Below are 20,953 nucleotides of genomic sequence, written 5' to 3' on the forward strand. Positions count from 1 at the left end.
CCCCGCGCGCAACCGGCGTCGCGGCCGCGGGCGGCGCGTCGAACGCAAGACGCCCGGGCGTGCGCTCGGGCGTCGTATCGAACTCGAGCCGCTTCGGCTCGTCGGACGGATTCGTCATCGCTGCTTCCTGCCCGGCGCGGCGGTCTCCCGCCGGCCGAGCTGCCGCCAGTCAGACCGCGCCGCCGTACGCGCGCACGAAGTCGCCCAGGCCACGGTTGTAGCCGGCGCCGACCGCCTTGAACATGAAGTGGCCGTCGCGGCGATAGAAGCTGCCGACCTGCACCGACGTCTCCATCGAGAAGTCTTCCTCGAGCGCGTACTTCGCGATCACCGCGCCCGACACTTCATCGGCGATCTGGATGTAGCTGTTGCGCACCTGGCCGAAATTCTGGCGACGCGCTTCAGCCTGGTCGATCGTCACCACCACCGAGATTTCCTCGACCTCGGCTGCGAGCTTCGTCATGTCGATGAAGATCACCTCGTCGTCACCGTCGCCGCTGCCCGTGCGGTTGTCGCCGCTATGCACGACACCCAGGCACTTCGACGCGGGCATCCCGCGCTTCGGGAAATCGTCGCCCGGCTGGATGAACGTGTCCTTGCGCTCCATCGTGCGCACTTCGCTGTTGTAGAACACGAAGTGCTGATCCGAGATCAGCTTCGGATTGCTTTGCGCGTCGTACTTGCACAGGAACACCGACACGTCGAGATCGAAGTCCGTACCCGTGTCCGTCGCGTTCGCATCCCAACCGAGACCGATGCGGAACTTCTGCGTGCCGGGCGCTTCCTTCGACAGGTTGACGCGACCGCCTTTCGACAAATTGATCATCTGAACCTCTTCTGCTGGAACCGCCGTTGTGCCGGCGGCAATGCCGGGCCGCCCTGCGCGGCCCCTCGTTGATGGTGTTCGACCCGCGCGTGACGCGGGGTCACTCGCCCGCTACAGCCGTGCGGTCTTCCTTGCGTTGCACGACGATCGACGACCACACGGCCGCCGCGATCATCGCCGCGCCGACCAGGCCGGTGATGACCTCGGGCACCTCGAACTTCACGCCGAGGAACATGATCGTTGCGAGCGCACCGATTGCCCAGAACGCGCCGTGTTCGAGATAGCGGTATTGCGCGAGCGTGCCCTTTTTCAGCAGCACGAGCGTCATCTCCCGGATATAGGCCGCGCCGACGCCGAGGCCGAGCGCGATCAGGAAGATGTTGTTCGACAGCGCGAATGCGCCGATCACGCCGTCGAAGCTGAACGACGAATCGAGCACTTCGAGATACATGAAACCCGCGACGCCTTCGCGCACCACGCGCGTGCCCGTCTCCTCGCCGCCGATCAGGTCGCCGATGCCGTGCGCGATCACGAAGCTGATCACGCCGAACGCCCCTGCAAGCAGGAAGGCCACCTGCTCGGCTGCCGGCACGTAGAGCGACGCGACGATGATGATCGCGAGCGTCAGCGCCACTTCCAGCGCCGTGATGCGGCCGAGGTGGCTCATCGGGCCTTCCAGGAAGCCGATCCAGTGCTCGTCCTTCTCGGTGTCGAGCATGAACTTGAAGAACACCATCAGCAGGAACGCGCCGCCGAATGCGGAGACCTGGTGATGCGCGGACGTGAGGATCGACGCGTATTGCGCCGGCGACTCGATCGCGAGCTTCAGCGCGTCCCACATGCCGATGTGGCCGATCACCGCGACGATCAGCAGCGGGAACACGAGCCGCATGCCGAACACGGCGACCGGCAGGCCGAACACCATGAAGCGGTTGCGCCACTTCTCCGACCAGTTCTTGAGCACCGAGGCGTTGACGACCGCGTTGTCGAGCGACAACGAGATTTCGAGCACCGACAGGACCGCGACGATCAGCATGTCCTTCACGCCGCCGAGGAGATAGGCCGCGATCAGCGCGAGCACCGTGAGCGACAACGGGATCTTGAAGTCTTTCAACATGATGGGGGTAATCGAGTTCGGGATAAGAGGCGGGCGGGCTGCGCTTACTTCGTGCGGACCCAGTTGCAGAATTCCTGCGTGATCAGTTGTTCGTAGATCTGTTCGTCGCTGACGTCGAGCGATTCGAGATGCAGGAAGCCGACGTTCGGCATCTCGTCCGCGACTTCCGCGAGGAAGCCGAATTCGCTCGGATCGCCGACGCCGACGAGCGACCAGTACAGCGGGTAGTGCTGCGACTCGGCGAGCAGCTGGCGCACGCGCTTGCGGTCGTTCTTCGGGTTCTGGCCGTCGGTAACGAACAGCACCCATGCGGGCAGATGGCCGTTCACCGGCGCGGCGGCGGCCGGCGTGGGCGCCTCGTCCGCGCCGCCGAACAGCCGGCTCAGGAAGCCGCGCTTCTCTTCGCGCTTCGGCGACGGCGCCGGCGCACGGAAGAAGAAGTCGACGATGTCGTTCATCACCGGCGCGTACTGCGTGCCGCCCCACTTGTCGATCCGCGCGTTGAGCACGTGGTCGGAAATATACGAACCGTAGTTGTCCGGCGTTGCGGTCGGCAGGCGGTCGTAGCCTTCGGTGAAGGTCCACGTGTCGACTTCGCCGTTGTCGTCGAACTTCAGTGCGATGCCGAGAATCCGGTCGTGCGTGTCCTGGATCACGCCCGACTGGTACAGCGGCTTCGCGGAGCCGGAGATGTCGAGCGCCGCCCCGACGCGCACGACGGGCGGCTTCAGGATCTGGCGTTTTTCGAGGACGATCGCGACCTTCGCCGCGCGTTTCTCAAGCGTAATCATGCGGTGTTCTCTCGGTTCTTTCAGTTGTGCTTCGGAGCGAATCGGGTGATCAGGTCCTGTTCGAGCTGGCGCAGGCGCGGTGCGTCCTGCTCACGCTGGCGACGGCCGTCGGCGATGATCTGCGTGATGTCGTCGAATGCGCCGAACAGCTGCTGCTGCGCGTATTCGAACGTGTCGGTCGAGATCACCGGGCGCTGGCTCAGCTTCGCGACTTCCTGCGCGTTCTGGCGGTTCAGGTCGGCCTGCGCGCGGATCGCCTCGTCGGCCGCGTCGTACGTCGCATTGGCGAGCGCCGCCGCGCGCTTCGTGCTGAGCTGCTCGAGGTAGAGCGCGAACGCATTGGTCCACGCGGGGATCAGCACGGTCTTGATCGTCATGAACTTCGACGTCAGCGTGCGTTTCTGGTCCTGCTCCATCCGGATCTGCGGCGCGAGCTGCTTCGACATCAGCATCGCGCGGTCGAGGTCGTCGAGCTTGCTTTCGAGCGCGTCGACCTTGCGCTTCACGTCGAGCAGGCGCTGTGCGGCGAACGCGTCGTCCACCGGCTGCTGGCCGGCCGCGAGATGCGCACGCAGCGCCGCGAGCGCCGTCTCGCCGTGCGCCTTCGACTGCGCGAGCGCCTGGTGCAGCGCGTAGTTGTCGTTGTACATCCGCTCGAGCTCGTCGATGCCGGCCTTCTGGCGCTGCGCATGGTTCTCGAGCTCGACGACGAGCGTGTCCATCCGCTTGCTCACCGACTCGTATTGCGACAGCAGCTTCTCCTTGGTCGAGCGGAACAGCCGCGTGACCTGCGTGAGCAGCCCGCCCTTGTCGGCGCCGCGCGGGTCGAGCCCCTTCGCGGTCGCGATCAGTTCGTTGAGCTTGTCGCCGAACTGGTCGGCATCCGACGCGCGGACGCTGGCGAGAATCTGCTGGGAGAAGGCGGCGATCCGCGTGCCCTGCGTCGCGCCGAGCTGGTCGATCTCGTCGACGGTGATCAGGCGGACGTTCTCAGTCGGGCGTGCCGCCGGCACGGCAACGGCGGCGGCAGGCACGGTGACGGGCGCTGCAACGGGTGACGAAGACGGGGTGGAAGGACGATCGCTGACCGCATCGGAGTTCTTGTCGTCGAAGAGCGGCTTCATGTGGCTACCACGTTTCCTTTTCGGCTTTCTGCTGCGTGTTGTCATGCGCGCGAGGCGCGCATCCGCGATTGCCGCCGTGCTCTCTCACGTGCGGCAGACGGACAATAAATGGCCCGAGCGCCTTGCGTCAAGGGAAGGAATTCTTTCAATTTCCATTCATTTTGTAATGTACTGGGTAGACGCGAAGCCCGATCGTCGCTGCTTCTGCCGTCATGCATGCCGGCCACGCAAGATTCGAGCGCGTCGAAACTTACATGTCAGATCAATGTGAAAGAGAAATGAAACCGCCTGTTCCGGCAGGTTTCAGACGACGCGCCTACGTGGACGAGACGCGCGAGCGCCGATCGCGCGCTACCGATCCTGCACGCGATTCATCCCGAGCCGGGGCAGGAAGAACGGCACCGATCGGTCACGAATCGTGAAATCCCACCGCCCTTCGATGTCCGCGAACGTCGCGCTGAAATGCCGGTCGTCGGCCCACGTCATGTCGTCCAGATGGCACGATGCGTACATCGCGCCGACCGTGCGCCGCGCGAGTTCCTTCAACGGATCCTTCGACACGAGCGTGAACGTGACGGCCTCCTCGAACAGGCAGTCGTAGTCGGTGACGAGCAGATAGGCGTCCGGCGTCTCGAACTGGCGAAGCAGCACATAGCCGGAAACGGTGAGGCCGCAACGTTCGTCGTTCACGAGCACATGCGTGCGCGATGGCCACGTTTCATACGAGCCGTCGTGCGTTTCGAGCGTGAAGCGCTCGATCGGCTTCATCGCCGGGCCAGTTGGCGAGAGATATGTTCCCGAAGCATCGCCGCGTCAGTTCGCGGCCTTGCGATACAGCGCGACGTAGCCCGCGAGCATCAACAGCAGCGACCCGCTGACGCGGTTCAGCCACTTCTCCCCCGCGGCCTTCCACACGCGCACCGAATGCACGCCGAGCAGTGCATAGCCGGTCATCCCGATAACGTCGATCGCGACGATCGTCGCCGCGAGGATCGCGTACTGCGGCGCGATCGCGTGCGACCGGTCGACGAACTGCGGCAGCAGCGCGGACATGAACAGGTAGTATTTCGGGTTGCTCATCGCGACGAAAAAGCTCTTCAGGAACGCGGTCCGGTGATCGGGCGTCGCGTGATCGAGCGCCTGTGCAGCGGCGGAACCGCCGGATGACAGCAGCATCCGCACGCCGACATAGGCGAGCCACGCCGCACCGGCCAGCTTCAGCGTGACGAAGGCCGTTTCCGACGCGTCGAGCAGCATCCCGAGACCGCACCCGACCAGCGCAACGAGCACGACATCGGCCGTGACAGCGCCCAGCATGCCGACCATCGCGTGGCGCAACCCGTACCGCGAACCGTTGCTCATCGCGAGCAACACCGTCGGTCCGGGCGTCGCGACGCCAACGGACAGGATCAGGGCAAAAGCGAGCAAGGCGGACAGCGACATGGCAGGGCGTTCCTGTTGAGCAAAGGGCTGGAAACTGCCGGCGGACGGAGCATGATCGCATGATGGCGCGACCGCCCGCTCGACGGTTGTCTAGCGGCCCGCCGACCTCGCACCGCGTCCGATTTGCATGGATCGTCGGACGGAGTGGCGGACTGCCCCCAGAGTTTGCTATACTCTCGGTCTTCCGGAGAGATGGATGAGTGGTTTAAGTCGCACGCCTGGAAAGCGTGTATAGGTTAATCGCCTATCGGGGGTTCGAATCCCCCTCTCTCCGCCAGAACGTTGCGAGAAACCCCGTAAAATCAATGATTTGCGGGGTTTTTTGTTTTTCGACCCACAATCCGACTATCAAATCGCTCCCAAACTCGCGGGGCTTCGCTGTATGCTAGTCGCTGGACGCGCGATCGGGCTTCCCGCCTTGTTCGCGGGCGTTCGTCAACACCGGGCAGAAGCCGTGTTCGCTGCCCTTCTCTCAGCTAAACAAGCCACTCAATAATGAATACAGACGCGCTCGGGGAAGCCAAATTTATTGTCGAGTTTGCGGCCCTCCAAGAGGGCGACATCCTGTTGACCGCACAAACCACGGGGATTAGCAAAGCTGTCCGCGTCGCCTCAAAAAGCGACTATTCGCATGCGATCCTGTATGTCGGTGGCGGAAGCTATATTCATTCCGATGGTGACGGAGTTCACGCCGCGAACATTCAAAGACTGCTCTTTGAAACGCCTGAGCATTGCGCCGTACTGCGACCCAAGCAAGATGTAAGTCCGATTGTGATCGCAGACGCGATTAACTTCGCTAGAAACGAAGTCGGGAAGGAGTACTCGGTCAAGGCTGCAATTCGGACAAAAATTGGCGGCGAGACCAGACCCAATCACGACGAAAATCGCCAGTTCTGTTCGCGATTGGTAGCGCAAGCATACGAGTCTGCAGGTCTAAAGCTCGTCGAGAACAGTCTCTATTGCTTTCCTCACGAGCTCGCGAAATCGGACGCTCTTGCCGTTGTCCCGAACTGCGTTCGGCAGGCTATGCCTGAGGAACTTGAAATGGCGCGCTCGGAAAACCCTATAGCGCGACAGGCTCAGATTATGAACGACATTCTGAAGCAGTTCCGTATCGTTTCGAAGTCAGACATCCAAACGTTTCAGCAGTTGGCCCAGTTCGTCTTCGACAATCCACATTTCGATGACGATTTGACAAAAATCGTCGAGGATTCCGGTTTCTGGGACTTGTGGCGCTACGATATGGAAAGGAACCCGTGGCGCTATGACGGTGAAATTTTTTGGAGCACGGGCATCCAGAAAGATCGACTCGCCGTAGGTGCTGAGTTTGAGCGACAGGAAGCCCTCAAGATGATCGAGCGTTACACCTTGGTGAGGCAATCGTATGCACTTGCTTTCTCGCATCGACCGCTGAAATATTTCCGGCGAGAAATCGAGCTTTACGAGACTCTGATCACAGTGCATCAAAAGCGCGTTGACGCGTGCAATTTTGTTCTCGACAAGATTGCCAACGGCTAACCGCGCGAGCTAGTCGCGGGCTGCCGACCATGACGAAGATAAATAGGCGACCGGGGAGCTGCCGTGCCGACTGCTGCCCTAAACGTGGTAGATAACTGCAGCCGGGCTTGTTGATTGCCAGTCACGATTGGCTCTCGGTCAGAGCAACAGGTGCGCTGCGCATGCACGCTTTACGGTCGCCGTTCCCACACCGAACTTCTCGGCAGTCTCCCGAATGCTCGCGCCGCTTTCAGCGCGCCATGCCTTGATGGCTGCGTAGTCGTGGGATCGCGCGCCCCCTTGTATTTCCCTTCCGCCTTCGCGATCGCGACACCGCGGCGCTGCTTCTCTGCACGGTTGCGGTAGTCGGCTTCGCCCTGTGCGGCCAAGCCAGCACCACGTCGAGCCCGAACGGCTCCAGTACCTGCAACCGCGCTCGAGAGCAGTTAGTCAGCAGACAACCGGTATTCAAACGCGTCAACGGGCAGCACAGTCGCTTCGTCCAACTGCTTCTTAATCTCAGCGCCGCCGGGAAAGCCTTTCAGCATATTGAGATAATTGCGTACTGCGCCATTGATCCCTGCGAGGCACGCCTTGGACTTGACCCAGTTTTGAGGGCTGAACACCCGGTTACCGGCTTGGGGTTCGTTCGCCGCTGCCTCAAGCGCCATGTTCAGGCATGTCCCGGCGATCCGTACGATCTGGTCGACCATGCCGAACTGCTGGGCAGATGCTAGAGCCCTGTGAGCACTGGGAACACGGTCGGACTGGTTGCTTGAAATTGCGAAGATTATCGCTACTGCGTACAGATGGTGGTATGGAGCGTACGCCTTCATCGCCAAGAGCGTTTCATTCAGGCTAAGCGGATTCTCCGGCACCCAGGCAGCCAGTATTTCGTTCATCCACGTATTGAGGGCACTGACGTTTTCGGGCGGGTAATCCTTGTTCTTGAAAAGGGTTTCGAAATACTTGTCAAAAATTTTCGTCTCGCCATAGGAGAGGTTTGGGCGCAAGGTCTGCCACGCGACCAAATTCTTCGCGAAAGACGATAGGTCCACCACAAGTTTCTTGTCTTTATCGGCCGGGGCCGTCTCGCCGCGCTTGGTTATGAAATAGCCAGTCGGGTAGCGCAGCTCATACGCTTTCTTGATGGAAAGTACGCGTTTGTCGTTGCTGCGAAGATCGCGCGCCTTTACCGCGCTTTGCGAGTTGGTGTAGATCGAAATCTTGTCGGCCCGGTCACGCTGGGGGATTTCGTAGAATCGAAACAGGATGAATGCATCGTCCACCTTCTTGACCGTTTCGCTACACGACAGGATCGTATTCAGCGATTGACATCCGTTGACGATGCTAAGCCCCCAGAGAGAAAGTGTGTCGTTTTCCAAGGTCAGCTTGTTGCAAAGTGCCGTCACTCCGTTGTGGAAGAAGAAGAAATCGCTGCGCTTGTCACCCAAAATTGAACTGCGAATGCCTTTGTTGACAGCATTGCTCGACCCCAAACTTTGACGCACGTTTTTTTGAAACAGCGTGCCGTCCTTGATGCCTGGAAGCTTCACGCACTCCTTCAACGGCAGCGCGGCGATAAGAACTGGCGTCCCAGCGATTTCATGGTACATGTGTTTGACGCCCGCCAGCGGAAGTTTGTAGTTGATACTGGGATTGTCCGCCTCAATTGCATAGTCGTAGCGCCGCCTGAGTTCGTCGGCGTCAATGACATGAATGGTGGCATCAAAGGCTTCATTCTCACTTAGCTTTGCCAATTCCTCCTGGAAAGCCAGAAGGTCATGTTGAGCGGCCTCGGTCAGTGTTCCGGTCGTAACCAGTTCGAACGACACTTCGTAATCCTCTTCGAATGCATCGGCCAACTCGCGAAGCTTTCTTGCAAGCTTCGGGTTAGCAACGTTCTGAAGCCGAGCAAGGTCTTTGATTTGCAGCCACGACGACAGGACTTCACGAAGAGGTTCGGCATCGACTGTGCCGCCCTGAACGAACTTCCCTTGAATTATGCGCACCAACGATTTGTCATCGTCCACGATTAGCGCATCAATTTGCTTGTCATCCGCACCGTCGGTGATGTCGTCACGTGTCTCGTTCATGTCACGGAACAGAATATTCCGCAGATACCATGCGACGAAGCGTTGCCCGTCGTTCGCAAAATTGTGCTGAAAGAAGTCGGTTGCAATCTGTTTTTGAATGAGTTCGTACATTTGCTACCCGATGAAAGCGGATGTGGAGTGAAACGGCACCTGCGTTCAATGTTTGTGCAGGCCAAGTTTATCGAAGAGCACCCTGTTTCGCCGCTTGGCATCGCGAAGCAACTTGTCGTACGAGATGATCTCGATTGATCCGTTGCCACCTGGCAGGGTATAGAAGTAGCCTTCGTTGTCAGCAGTGCGGTGGTAACGCATGGCCACTTGTCGTTGCAGCGTCGGCGTTAAATCTGCTATGAGGTACCCGGTATATCTCAGGCGGTCCGGATTGATCAGGCGGCCGTCAATGTCTTTGACACCACCCTGATCTATCTCCACGAAACGCTGGATGATCTGGTCGGCTGGGTCCTTGTCATAATCGTCTCGACCAGGTCGCTTGAACTCAACTATAACGACTCCGCCGCCGGGTAAGTTTTCCGGCTCTGCCACTCCGATAGGGGTGTCGTAGAAAAACGCAAAAATGTCCGGCTCCTTTCCGGATGTTCCTTGAAGCCCAGGGACCTTGTTCAGCTTCTTGTCGGAAGTCAGAAGGGTGTGAAAACAGAGGCGTTCATCGATCAGCCAAAGATTTTGCTGGTCGAGGAAGATATCTTTTGACGACACTCCCATCGGGAAGATCATTTTGTGCAACACCTTCTCGAACGGGTATTTGCCATCGTGCTGTACCCGCTTGAGACTTTGGTCAACCAGATCGAGGATTGTTCGACGATGCGCGACATAGTCAGCCAGTTTGGCCTTGCCCACATCGTTAATCTGCTCCATTAGCCCCTTGATGCGTTCCTGATAGGTATCAAACGATTCTTTTTCAATGAGAGCAGCCACATGGCGCTCCTCCGTGCGGATGGTGTCTTCAATTGCTCGGCGAATATGAAGCAGCGCTTCATCCAGCTGCTCGTCATTAAGGCCGGGCTGCACACGCTGCTCAAGCAACGGACGGTACTTATCCTGGGTTAATACCCTGTACTCTGGTGCATGCTCAATAAATCGAGTGATCTGTTCGATCTTCTCTTCGTTAGTGACCTTGAGATCGGCGGCAAGTACCGACCTGAGCGTCGCCACCAGCGCCTTGTTAAGGGCATGGCGGGAGACCAGAGTCTGCTCAAGCTCCGGCTCTTCCTCAGACTGAAATGCAATCTTTGTCCGCTCCTGATTCGCGTGGTCGTCCAGATACTCCCCGGTGACCAGGACGATCAGCGTGTATGCTTCCTGCGCTTCATCTACAAGTCGTTCAGGAAGCTCTGGAAGGAGGTCGCGCAATTTCGACGTCGTCACATCACGGCCGTTGGCACACAAGTGATATTCGTGTCGAGCACGACCGTCTCTGTGGCGAAACGCCTGGAGGGCAAAGGTATGCCCATGCACATCGAAGAAGCGCTCTTGAATGTGCGGCTGAACCGAGGAGTTAAATAGCTCGTGCAGGTCGATCGACGCTCGCCCCGGAGATTCGAGGATCGTCTGGGGGCAGGACCGCGCTGCAAACCGGATCAGGAAGTGCGCAACGATGCGCTCGGCAACTATTGCGGGATCGGTTGGCCAGGCAACACGATAACGATTTGCAAGCCCGGTTACGCGAAGCTTGGTCCCGGTTGGCGCATGAATCGGTGTGATCTTGTCCGCACCGTTCAGTTCTTCGGTAATGGAAAAATTGAAGTTCCGGGCGAAATGCTTTCCGTCCCGCTCAAACACGCTACTAACATCGCAGTGACTGAAGACCTTGAGAAAGGTAAATCGACCAACGCCCTTTCCTCCAACCTTGATCTTCGAAAGCGTATACGCTTCCCCGAAGCAGGCGATGTTGAGTTCGTTGAAGCCCACTCCATCATCGACCACTTCGAAGCCGTTTATAACGAATGTGTCGTCACCCCCGGCTCGGGCCAGATCGCCGGATAAAAGCAGTTTGATCGTTATCGATCCAGCTGTCGCACTGCCATACTTTTCCTCAATGGCATCTATAGCGTTAGATACCGCCTCAAACAGCGGCATGAGCCCTCGCGATGGAGCCAGATCGAGCCGATCAACCAATCCCCGGACGTTTGTGAGCATGGCACTCCTCATTCTGATTCTCTGTCGCCCGCTGCCAAGACTCGAAGTCCATAGCGCGCGATCTGTGGATCATAATACCGACCGCTGCCGTTCGCGACCGATTTTCGCGATATACAATCTGCGGCAGTCGATCGATACGGCCACCGTCACGCATGCTGATCGGTTGCACATGCTCGCTTGACCGTCGCCGTCGCCACGCCGAATTTTTCGGCAGTCTCACGAATGCTCGCACCGTGCTCTTCCCTCCATGCTTTGATCGCCGCGTAGTCGTGTGAACGCGCGCGGCCCCTGTATTTCCCAGCCGCCTTCGCGATCGCAACGCCCCGGCGCTGCATCTCAGCGCGATTCTTGTAGTCGGCCTCGCCCTGTGCGGCCATGAACGCCAGCACGGCGTCGCGCGTCGCTTTCTCAATGGGGTCTTTCGCCTTTCCGTCGAACACCATCCCGTTGAGCGTGCATTCGACACGAACGCCAAGGTCCATGAGTCGGCGCATAGTCCGGTGCAGCTCGTCATAGCGGCGGCTGATGCGATCGAGCCAGCGCACGATCAGCACGCCGCCGTGGCGCAGATCATGCTCGGCTTTGCACCACTGTTCCCGCGCGTCGGGCGCGACGTGGTAGCCGCTCACGCCCTCGTCGATGAAAACGTCCTTGTCCTGCACGCCGTGGGCTTTGGCATCGTCGTACTGGCTTACTGAGGACTGGCCGTCCGTGGTCGAAATCCGCCCGTAGTAGAGCTTGCGCATGGTTTGATGTAGATCATTTGAGTATATGGATCAATTATAACATGGCTCAAATTGACGGTTTATCCTATTGATCTATCTGCCGGCCCGCCAGTCACTGGCTCATTACGGTGTACCGTAGTGAGCCATGTCGTCCACGTGCGGGCGCTATTCAAACCGTCAAATCTAGGATGTCGAGAGTCGAGTCGAAGATCAAGCGGCTCAGGCATCGATGGCGCTCATGCTGTGTTTTTCGTTTAAGCTGTGGGCGCAAACCTGTACTGCACTTCGGTGCTTTCTTAGAACGACGACTATGCCGAATGCCACCTTTCCCTTTTCCATCGACGACTTTTTGGCATCTGTGGTTGAGGCACTTAAGACCAGTGGGGATGCTCGGGCTATTGCGACGCTCGTCGAGGGGCAATGTGAAGCGGTAGTTTGGGATTCAGATTTCGGAATATGTGCTTGGCGGTTGTTCATTGCATTGCCGGTTCAACTCTTCTATGCAATGAGTGAAGAAGAGCGAGCAGCTACACAAGCATCTATCGAGTCTGCTGGGTCGCCGTTTTTCGTGGCCACGCCTGCCGATGCGCTTCAAGCGGTTGTTATTACCCCGAAAGTGCAACAGGCGACAGAGAACTGGCGTGACGACGCGATTCGATTTGTAAAGGGCGAGGGTGTCACAAATCAAGGACGGGTCCGAAGTGACAACATTGCGTCGAAGCAGCATCGGGGGCTACTTTTTCGCTCAAAGCCCGAAATCACGTTATTCGGGGCATTGACGCGTGCCAAGCTGGCTGTCGCGCCTTTGCCGGTTTTCGTTCGAATAGGGAAAGCGTATAACCGACTGGAACCTGACTTTGTGGTCGTCTACAAGGGGCTGACTTTCGTGGTCGAAGTAGACGGAGATACATATCACCGAGAGTTGCCTGCTGAGGCGGATAAGCGTCTTATCCCGCTTACTTACGAGGGCGTAGAGGTTCGCCGGATTAAGGCGAGTGAACTAGAGACGGATGCATCGGCCGATCTTGTGGTTCGGGAGCTTATCGAGTTTATGGCCCACCGCAAAGAATCTCGGTAACTCATTTTGCAGTGAACGCCTGCGAGGGGATATCGATCCGGTCTTTTCAAAATCGCCGTACGTCACTCACATGCACGTTGTCACTGTAAGAAATGCTGGGGTAGGTGCAATCTGCGGTCACGTAAGCCTGCACGATTGATTGCGTCGTGATTTCTGATGTTCGTTGATAGCGTCAAGAAGACCGTTAAGAATCGTCACGGTGTCTTTATCGTGTCGAACGGACTTTGGTATGATCTTTGGAGGCATCTTCCGCAATCACACTTTAGGTCGGCTGCGGCCTCTACGTGAAGGAAGAATTTAATATTTATGTTTGCTGTTTGTAATTTTTATGTAGCACATACGCAGTCCCGGCGTTTTGATGTCTAGTTACGGTCGGACGCGTTCTGTACGAAACGGGGTGACCGTATGAGCGGGGAAGTCTTGCTGAAGGTGCTGCGCGGAGGCTATGCGCAGTTCGATCGCATCGTGAAACTTGACACGCCGCTCGGCGACGACTGGCTCACGCCACTGTACGTCAAGATCAACGCGCGGCTTGGGCGCAATTTCGAGGTGACTGTCGACGCTTCGTCCGTCATGGGCGACAAGATCAAGCTCAACGCCCTGATGCTGCAACCCGTCACGCTCTGGATTCGGCAGACCGATGGCAGCTATCTGCCGATCCATGGCTATGTGCAGCGGGCTCGCCGCCTTGGAAATGATGGAACCGTTTCGTATTTTCAACTCCAGTTCTCTTCGTGGCTAAGCTTCCTCAAGCTCAGCAGCGATCGGCGCGATTGGCAGGAAGCCAGCGGCTGGCAGATTCTCACCGACATATTCGACAAACATCCGCAGGCTTCCGGCAACTATGGACAGGAACTGCGCGCGGCGATGCGCTCGTATTCACACCGCGTGCAGTGGGAAACCGACTGGAATTTCGTGCACCGGAGTCTGGAGGAAGTCGGGGTGTTTCCGCGCTTCGATTTCGCGAAGGATGGCAAGTCACACAAGGTCGTCATGATGGACGATCTGTATTTCGGGCCGTCGCTACCAAATTCGGAGATGAAGTTCAGTCACGCGGGTACCGACGAGGATTTCGACGGGCTTACCCAGTTGAGCGAACAGCAGGACGCCCAAAGTGCGACGCTGACACTCGGCACCGCCGACTATAAGCGACCTGACCTTGATAAACAGGCGAGCACGCCAGCGGCTGACCTGGATGAGTTACCCGGTCAAGGCGAAGAGTATCTCTATACCGGCTCGCAGACATGGGCCGAGTCTGATGCTGGACAACAACAGGCCCGCATCCGCACCGAGGAATGGGCGTCGCGAGCAAAGCGCTATTTCGCGATCGGCAGTCCCCGCTATGCATTGCCCGGCTACTGGTTCAAGGTGTCGGGACATCCCCTCTTCGATGCGTTGCCGGAGGAGGAGCGCGAACTGTCAATCATCGCGAGCGACTGGTTGATCCAGAATAACTTGCCCGGCATGGACGCCCTCACGCGATTCCCGCGCAGCCTGCGCAGCGAGATCGAGCAGGTCCACGCGACCGGGGTCGGTACGACCGTGAGCCATCGCGATGGCGGTATCGGATTTTTTCACGTCGAGATCGAAGCGCAACGCCGCAAGACGCCATTCCGCAGCCCGTTCGAGCACGAGAAGCCCGAGATGCACTTGCAGACGGCGATCGTCGTGACGGACAGCGACGAGGAAATCGTCACAGACGACGGCAATCGTGTGCGGGTCCGGACGTCGAACAGTCGGAAGGATCGCAATACGAAGTCCACGTCGTGGATTCGCGCGGCGATGCCGGACGCCGGCGCTAGGCGCGGCGGCTATTTCCCGTTGCGCAAAGATGACCAAGTGCTTCTAGGATTCGTAAATGGCGATTGCGACCGACCGGTGATTATCTCGCGACTCCACGGGGGCGCGACGATGCCGGTATGGCATACACACGGCCTGCTGTCTGGCTTCCGCTCCCGCGAGTATGGTGGCGACGGCTTCAACCAGCTTGTCATGGACGATTCGAGCGGTCAAAACCGAGCTCAACTTTACTCGTCGAGCTACAGCTCTCACTTGCATTTGGGTTACCTGATTGAGCAGTCCGACAACACGCGCGGCTCGTTCGTTGGCAGTGGCTTCGATCTCAAGTCGGAGGCGCATGGAGCGATTCGGGCGGTGCAAGGCCTGTCGATCTCGACTCACCCGGCAGCGGTACAGCCAATGAACGTGTCGGCCGCGACCGATCAGCTCGCAGCTTCGGAGGCAGTATTTGAGACGGTCTCGCAGGCGAGCGAAACGAATCGGGCCGAAAGCCTGCAGGACGGCAGCGATGCGATGAAGGCCTTTACCGAGATGACGCAGGGCAACGTTCCGGGCGTCACCAAAGGTGGCCGCACGGCTGGCGGCGGAACGGGCAATGCCAGTGGCTTTGCGAAACCGGCGTTGCTGCTGTCGAGCCCGGCAGGTGTTGGCCTATCCAGCCAGCAATCGATTCACGTGTCGGCGAATCAACAGGTCAATTTGGTTGCGGGGAAAAATGTCAATCTCGCAGCCGGGAAGTCGCTGCTCGCGAGCGTGATGAGCAAGATCAGCCTGTACGCTCAAAACCTCGGGATCAAAATCTTCGCGACCAAAGGCCCTATCGAAATTCAGGCTCAGAACGATGCGTTGACGATGCTGGCGCAGCAGGACGTCAAGATTGAGAGTGCATCGGGACGGATGATTCTGCGTGCAGAAAAGGAACTGATTCTTAATGTCGGTGGATCGTATATCAAGATCACGCCTGACATGATCGAGAACGGGACGTCGGGCCAGATTCTCGAAAAATGCGCGTCGTGGGACAAGCCCGGGGCGTCGACCATGACGTTGCGTGATCCGCTGAACGGCACGCCGATTTCGAAGCATGGTGGTTACGCGGACGATTTCTCTGGTTGATCGAGATGCCCCGTTCCTGAAGCACGATAACGACTTACGATTTCAATTGCCATGACGGATAAGCACCCTCCAAAAAAACAACTTCCGAAGACGCCTGAGCCGGACGCCAAGCCCGCGTACACGCCTCTTGCATGGAGCTATCCATTTTCGCCTGCTGCCAAGGAAGGTGCAGCGTCCGATGCCGCAGACCCCATGACCTACATGAAGGTGCTTGCGACTGCGGAGGATGGATTTTATCCATTGGGAGCTAGCGGCATCTGGCACGGCGGCATTCACTTCGGGCAGAAAACAGGTGAGGCCCTGAAACAGGACGAAGGCGTACGCGCGATCGCCACGGGCGAGGTTGTCGCTTACCGACTCGACAACGAATACCCCACGCTGACCTACCAGGACCAGCGTCATGCGTTGTACTCGCGGGGCTTTGTGCTGATCCGCCATACTTTGCAATTGCCACCCGTACCGAAAAAGACGGAACCAGCCCCCGCCCCCGCAAATGCACCAGCTGGATCACCCGCCTCAGGCGGCAATGCAACGCCTCCGACACCGGTCCCGACACCAGCTCCCTCGTCCTCCGGTCCGCCACCCGGTGAAACGCTGACGTTCTTCAGTCTGTACATGCATACGCTCGACTGGAAAACGTATAAAGCCGCGCTCGATCAGCCCAAAACGGAGAGTGCGGACATCAAGGCGCCGCAACTCAAGCCTCTTCCGTACTGGGAAGCTGACCGCTCGTATCGAGCATTGAAACCGAACAAACAGGACCTTCCGAAACCGAAGTCGATCGATCCGAGTGCGCCCGATGACGATTCGTCGCCGCAGCAACGAGGCACAGATGAAGCGCTGCCGGAGCCTGTATCGGGTGTGCGGGTTCGCATTACTCCGAACGCCAAGCTCCTCGGTTTGCTACCCGAGGGCACGGAACTCACTGTGAATGAGGCCGATAACGGTGGGCGCAAGGGCTGGGCAAAAATCACGAAGATCATTAAAGGTGATCCGGTGGGCCCAGTCGTTGGTCAGCCGCCCGACGTGCAACTGAAGTGGGGTTACGTTTTCGTTTCGGAGCTCGAGCCGATTCCCCAGTCTGGCCCCGTCGATAAGGTGGTCGTGCTCAAGAAGCCATACCCCGTCAAGGCGGGAGACGTTGTTGCGCATATCGGCCAATACCAGCGATACAGGGAAGCGAAGCCCACACCGCCGTTGCCCACCCGACCGTTGCTGCACCTCGAAGTTTTTGCGGGCAACGATCTTCCAGCGTTCATCGCCAAGAGTCAGGCGCGCGCGAAGGAATTGTCGGCGGCAGATCCGAATATGGACAAGCCTTTTCTGGAAGTTCTGACAGGTGCAAAACTCGTGACGAAAGCGCCTGATCCAGATTACACCCTTGAGCAGACGGGTTTGAAGCTTGTTCCTGTCAGCGATCCGAAATCGCGATGGGTCAAGGTACAGCCCAAGACAGTAAGAATTCCCGCTGTGCAACCGGAGCCTGCTGCTCCGGCTGGCAAGGGGAAGAAGCACAAGGCAAAGCCTGCGAAAAAACCTGAGGCAATCGAGACGCCGACCGGTATCCCGTTCTGGATCGACAGCACCCTAGGTCTTGTCAATCAAATGACGACGGCGCCTGTCAAGGGCTGGAAAGACTTTCCGCTAAAGGTTAGCCAAGCAGACGGGCCCCCAACGGACTTCCGGGTCATGTTTCGGGTGGTCGATCTCGACAAGCAGGGACCGCAAAGCTTGGCACGAGAAGACAAGGACGCGAGCGGAAAAACGAAACGCTGGTGGAATGTGACGGTCGGCACGAAAGACGGTGGAACCCGTCAAGGCTGGGTGCGTGAACGGGACCATCCCAAAGTGCAGCTGTGTAGCCAGTGGGACTGGCCGGGGTTCGAGCTCGTCGACAACAGTTCGACCACGATGGTCGATATGTTCAAGCGGTACCTGTTCGTCGCTGAACTGGCCATGGGAGAGGATCAGGATAACTTCAAGCCGAGTGCTGATGCATTGGCCACCAGTGAGCTCATCCAGAAGCTCGAAAAAGCCATTGATGTCAATCACGATGGCAAGGTTACTGCCGCGGAATTGGCGGATGCGCAGAAGACGCCATGGTTAGCCGAAGCAATCTCGCACATAGTCGTGAAAAGTGAGAGCGAATGGGGCGGCAACATGGGGAAGTGGGAGGACATCACGCCCCATATGAAGCTCGTGCCGTGGAAATGGCTGAACGAGATGGAGCGGATCAGAAAACTGCAGTGGTGGGAGGATGTTCAGGGGATTGACGCGAAGATTCTGCCGAAAGAGCCAAAGCCGTGGCATTTTCATCCGATCGGGCTGATTGGAAATTTTTCGGCATCAGGCTCCTGCAATTGCATAAACGTGGATGAGTTTTGCAAGCGATATGCGGATCAACATCCGACTGAATTTGGCTGGTTCGAAGGCAAGAAACATGTGACGTTGCCACCGATGAATCCCCAGTCGGTCAAGAGCTTGCATGATCTTGTGACCGAAATGATGAAGCAATACCCGGTCCATTTCAAGGAATGCAAAACAGAGTACCTTGCGTATATGCTGGCAACAGCGCGTATTGAGTCGTACGACTGGCATACTCAGCATTTCTTCTCCCCGATATGCGAAGGAATTTCATATGATGAGGCGGAGACAAATTACGGAGTTGGTCCTCATGCAACAGAGGCACATAAAAAACGGGCTATAGCCAACGGAAACACAGAGGCTGGAGATGGGTATAAATATCGGGGGCGCGGACTGGTTCAACTTACGTGGAAAATTGGATACAAGAAATTTAAAGAAATAGCCGGTGCCGATATTGTCGCAAATCCAGATTTGGTCCTGGATTTACCTGTCGCGGTTAGAATTATGATGATTGGAATGAGGGATGGATTGTTTAGGGGCGGGAACTCGCTATCAACTCACCTCGATGGAGCAAAGCCTGATTATTATCATGCTCGCTACATTATCAATGGCGACAGTCCGGCGGGATCAGGTCATCCAGACAAAGCTGAGCAGTTTCAGTTTTATGCAGAGAAATTTGAGAAGCTTATCAGGGAAACGAAATGATTACTAAGTTTAGCCTTGGAACATGCCTCGCATTTGCATTTGCGTCAACTGCAATGGCGGGCAGCTATCAGATTCCTGGCCTGGAAGTTTGCGATGCGAATTCATCTGGGAAGCACTGCGGCCTCCAATTGGATAGCAGTGGTTATCTCGTGGATAGCGCTAGCGGTACACACTTATCTTCTGATCCCGATTTCAAGGGAGTCGTGAGTGATGCTACGCTCTATGAAAGCAAGACAAGTCTGGCTTTGGAATACAGCGATTCTTCATCGTCAAAAAACTGGACCGTCCTGATCTTCTCCTACAAGAATGGCGAGTTGCATGCTAAGAATTACATATCGCTCTCGAAGATGACGTTAGTGAATGGTGAACGATGGGGCGGGCAAAGTTGCCGAGGGGATGTGGTCTTGACCAGAGGGAAAACCATTTTGGCGAGCGCCTTTAAGGGCCTGTGCAATGGGAATGTGAATAATGATTCGCCGACTCCGACCAACACAGAAGCAATCAGAGTTGCAAGCCAAGCAGGGCTTGTTGTAACAGTGCCAGCATACGATGCTGATACGAGAGTTTGGTCGGTAGCAACGTACGCATTCCCTTCCAACAGCATGCCCGACGCAAGCGCATTACTTTGCCTTTCTGGTTGCAAGACTGACCCAGTACATCAGCGTTTAGGTGGGTGGATTGGAAAGGATTTTTGGATAGATGCATCCTTGCCAAAAAGTGAGACTGGCACGGTCGACGGCAGTTACTTCTATCTGAAAAAAAAGGAACCAATTTCCATTAAAGGAACAGTGACGAATGGAAGTATGAACTTAACAGAATATTCGAGCTCAGGAAACGTGCCTGTCGCGACATTCACCGGAAAGAAGTTTGATAGCGCATATGTTGGAACCTGGGCATCAAATAACAAAAAATACAAATTCCTCCTGGGAACGATACTTTATTGATTATCCCGCCATGATTGATCTTATCCGTATCGGCGACGACACAGACCATGGCGGCAAGGTCGAAACGAGCTCTGCGACCATGCGTTTCGATGGTCGCTATGTCGCCCGCAAGGGTGATCGCGTGTCGTGCCCCCAACATCCCGATGTCTCACCTAACCTCATCGAGGAAGGCGATCCATCGATGACGGATAATGGTATTCCGATCGCTCGTCACGGCCACCGCGCCACGTGCGGCTGTCACCTAATCTCAAGTCTCGTTTGAGTCTGAGGTCGAGCAGGTAGCGCCGTGTCGACACCATCATCGGTCATGCCTAGTGCCCCACACTTTTGCCGGGCTGGGGTGTTGGGTAACACATGGTTTGTTATTGGTAACGAGCGCTGTTTTTATGGCAACCGGCAACGATCGCCTCTCGAAAATTCGTGACTACCTCGCCACGGCGGGATTCACGCTGATGGCCCGTGAGTGGCGCGACGTATCGAGTCAGTACCGGTTCCGTTGCGAGAGCGGTCACGCTTCTTCGCAGTCGGGAGCTAGTCTTTTGCGCCTCGTCCGAGGGACGCGGGGCTTGCTGCGATGCCGTCAATGCTGGATCGAGCAGACGATGACTCGAATCCACGAAACCGCTGGCTCGGCTGGAGGCCAGTGCCTGAGTAAGCGGTATCGTGGAAAAAGCGCACACTACCGCTTCGTCTGTGCTGCAGGCCATAAGTTTGAGGCCACAGCCGCTTCGGTCTTGGCCGATCATTGGTGTGCAAAGTGCTCCACCGAACGACGAGCTGAGCGTCGTCGATATCAAGGCGGGCTGAAACCGATACAGGATCGTGCGCGAGAGCGCGGCGGCGAATGCTTGTCGACCGTCTATAACGGCCGCATGGCGAAGTATCGATTCCGATGCGGGCATGGGCATGAATGGGAGGCCGCTGGCTACGACATCTTGCGTAAGGCATGGTGTCAAAAATGCTTCGTTGATGCGCGGCGAATTCCCGACGGACTTGCGAAACTGCAAGCGAAGGCAGCGGAGCACAGCGGCAGATGCCTCGCATCCTGACCTTTCCCCTCTGAAGTATCCCACTGTAAAGTTAGTGGCAAGGCCGCAGGAGAAACCTTGTCATGAAGAAATCGCGGTTCAGTGAAGAGCAGATTATCGGGGTGCTGAAGGAAGCCGATGCAGG

Annotated in this window: 16 protein-coding genes, 1 tRNA gene and 1 pseudogene; 7 read left to right on the forward strand and 11 right to left on the reverse strand. The window is 57.4% G+C overall.

Features of this window, described 5'->3' with window-relative positions; genetic code table 11:
* Positions 1-169 precede the first annotated feature (169 nt).
* From G3N98_RS30060 to G3N98_RS30085, 6 genes are all read right to left on the reverse strand, one after another.
* Entirely contained in the window at positions 170-826 is a 657-nt protein-coding gene (locus tag G3N98_RS30060; RefSeq protein WP_206150234.1) for a TerD family protein, read from the reverse strand.
* Between the two features lie 100 nt (positions 827-926).
* Entirely contained in the window at positions 927-1,943 is a 1,017-nt protein-coding gene (locus G3N98_RS30065; RefSeq protein WP_089445994.1) for a DUF475 domain-containing protein, read from the reverse strand.
* Between the two features lie 44 nt (positions 1,944-1,987).
* Entirely contained in the window at positions 1,988-2,734 is a 747-nt protein-coding gene (locus G3N98_RS30070; RefSeq protein WP_089473189.1) for a VWA domain-containing protein, read from the reverse strand.
* 20 nt (positions 2,735-2,754) lie between these two features.
* Positions 2,755-3,858 (reverse strand): toxic anion resistance protein, encoded by a 1,104-nt coding sequence (locus G3N98_RS30075; protein ID WP_206150236.1) that lies wholly within the window; start codon positions 3,856-3,858, stop codon positions 2,755-2,757.
* Between the two features lie 351 nt (positions 3,859-4,209).
* Positions 4,210-4,626 (reverse strand): hypothetical protein, encoded by a 417-nt coding sequence (locus G3N98_RS30080; RefSeq protein ID WP_206150238.1) that lies wholly within the window; start codon positions 4,624-4,626, stop codon positions 4,210-4,212.
* A 45-nt stretch (positions 4,627-4,671) separates the two neighbouring features.
* Positions 4,672-5,301 carry a LysE family translocator gene (locus G3N98_RS30085; protein ID WP_206150240.1) on the reverse strand — a complete coding sequence of 210 codons (630 nt, stop codon included), beginning with the start codon at positions 5,299-5,301 and terminating at the stop codon, positions 4,672-4,674.
* A 186-nt stretch (positions 5,302-5,487) separates the two neighbouring features.
* Here G3N98_RS30085 and G3N98_RS30090 point away from each other — a divergent pair.
* Positions 5,488-5,578, forward strand: a tRNA-Ser gene (locus G3N98_RS30090).
* Positions 5,579-5,796: 218 nt separating this feature from the next.
* On the forward strand, positions 5,797-6,819 hold the full coding sequence (locus G3N98_RS30095; RefSeq protein ID WP_206150242.1) for a YiiX/YebB-like N1pC/P60 family cysteine hydrolase: 1,023 nt from the start codon (positions 5,797-5,799) through the stop codon (positions 6,817-6,819).
* A 138-nt stretch (positions 6,820-6,957) separates the two neighbouring features.
* Here G3N98_RS30095 and G3N98_RS39970 read toward each other — a convergent pair.
* The 4 genes and pseudogenes from G3N98_RS39970 to G3N98_RS30110 form a co-directional block, all read right to left on the reverse strand.
* Positions 6,958-7,184, reverse strand: a pseudogene (locus G3N98_RS39970) (recombinase family protein); the annotation flags it as partial.
* Between the two features lie 60 nt (positions 7,185-7,244).
* On the reverse strand, positions 7,245-9,005 hold the full coding sequence (locus G3N98_RS30100; protein ID WP_206150243.1) for an AIPR family protein: 1,761 nt from the start codon (positions 9,003-9,005) through the stop codon (positions 7,245-7,247).
* A 45-nt stretch (positions 9,006-9,050) separates the two neighbouring features.
* On the reverse strand, positions 9,051-11,051 hold the full coding sequence (locus tag G3N98_RS30105; RefSeq protein ID WP_206150244.1) for an ATP-binding protein: 2,001 nt from the start codon (positions 11,049-11,051) through the stop codon (positions 9,051-9,053).
* Between the two features lie 146 nt (positions 11,052-11,197).
* Positions 11,198-11,797, reverse strand: a complete 600-nt coding sequence (locus tag G3N98_RS30110) for a recombinase family protein (RefSeq protein ID WP_059721183.1) — start codon at positions 11,795-11,797, stop codon at positions 11,198-11,200.
* 289 nt (positions 11,798-12,086) lie between these two features.
* Here G3N98_RS30110 and G3N98_RS30115 point away from each other — a divergent pair, with 289 nt between their 5' ends.
* The 5 genes from G3N98_RS30115 to G3N98_RS30135 all read left to right on the forward strand — a co-directional run bounded on the left by G3N98_RS30115 (position 12,087) and on the right by G3N98_RS30135 (position 20,042).
* Positions 12,087-12,854 carry a hypothetical protein gene (locus tag G3N98_RS30115; RefSeq protein WP_206150245.1) on the forward strand — a complete coding sequence of 256 codons (768 nt, stop codon included), beginning with the start codon at positions 12,087-12,089 and terminating at the stop codon, positions 12,852-12,854.
* 405 nt (positions 12,855-13,259) lie between these two features.
* Positions 13,260-15,767: a type VI secretion system Vgr family protein gene (locus G3N98_RS30120; RefSeq protein WP_206150246.1), complete on the forward strand. Its 2,508-nt coding sequence runs from the start codon at positions 13,260-13,262 to the stop codon at positions 15,765-15,767.
* A gap of 51 nt (positions 15,768-15,818) precedes the next feature.
* Entirely contained in the window at positions 15,819-18,836 is a 3,018-nt protein-coding gene (locus tag G3N98_RS30125) for a lytic transglycosylase domain-containing protein (protein ID WP_206150247.1), read from the forward strand.
* Positions 18,833-19,780, forward strand: coding sequence for a hypothetical protein (locus G3N98_RS30130; protein WP_206150248.1), 948 nt, complete (start codon positions 18,833-18,835; stop codon positions 19,778-19,780). The genes G3N98_RS30125 and G3N98_RS30130 overlap by 4 nt, the downstream gene beginning before the upstream one ends.
* A gap of 10 nt (positions 19,781-19,790) precedes the next feature.
* Positions 19,791-20,042 (forward strand): PAAR domain-containing protein, encoded by a 252-nt coding sequence (locus G3N98_RS30135; protein ID WP_124702690.1) that lies wholly within the window; start codon positions 19,791-19,793, stop codon positions 20,040-20,042.
* A gap of 690 nt (positions 20,043-20,732) precedes the next feature.
* On the opposite strand, the gene G3N98_RS30140 is transcribed toward G3N98_RS30135, so the two are convergent.
* On the reverse strand, positions 20,733-20,953 hold a 221-nt coding region (locus G3N98_RS30140; RefSeq protein ID WP_206150249.1), incomplete at its 5' end, for a hypothetical protein.

It is taken from the genome of Burkholderia sp. Tr-20390, from assembly GCF_017104595.1.
In the GTDB taxonomy this organism is placed as follows: Bacteria; Pseudomonadota; Gammaproteobacteria; order Burkholderiales; family Burkholderiaceae; genus Burkholderia.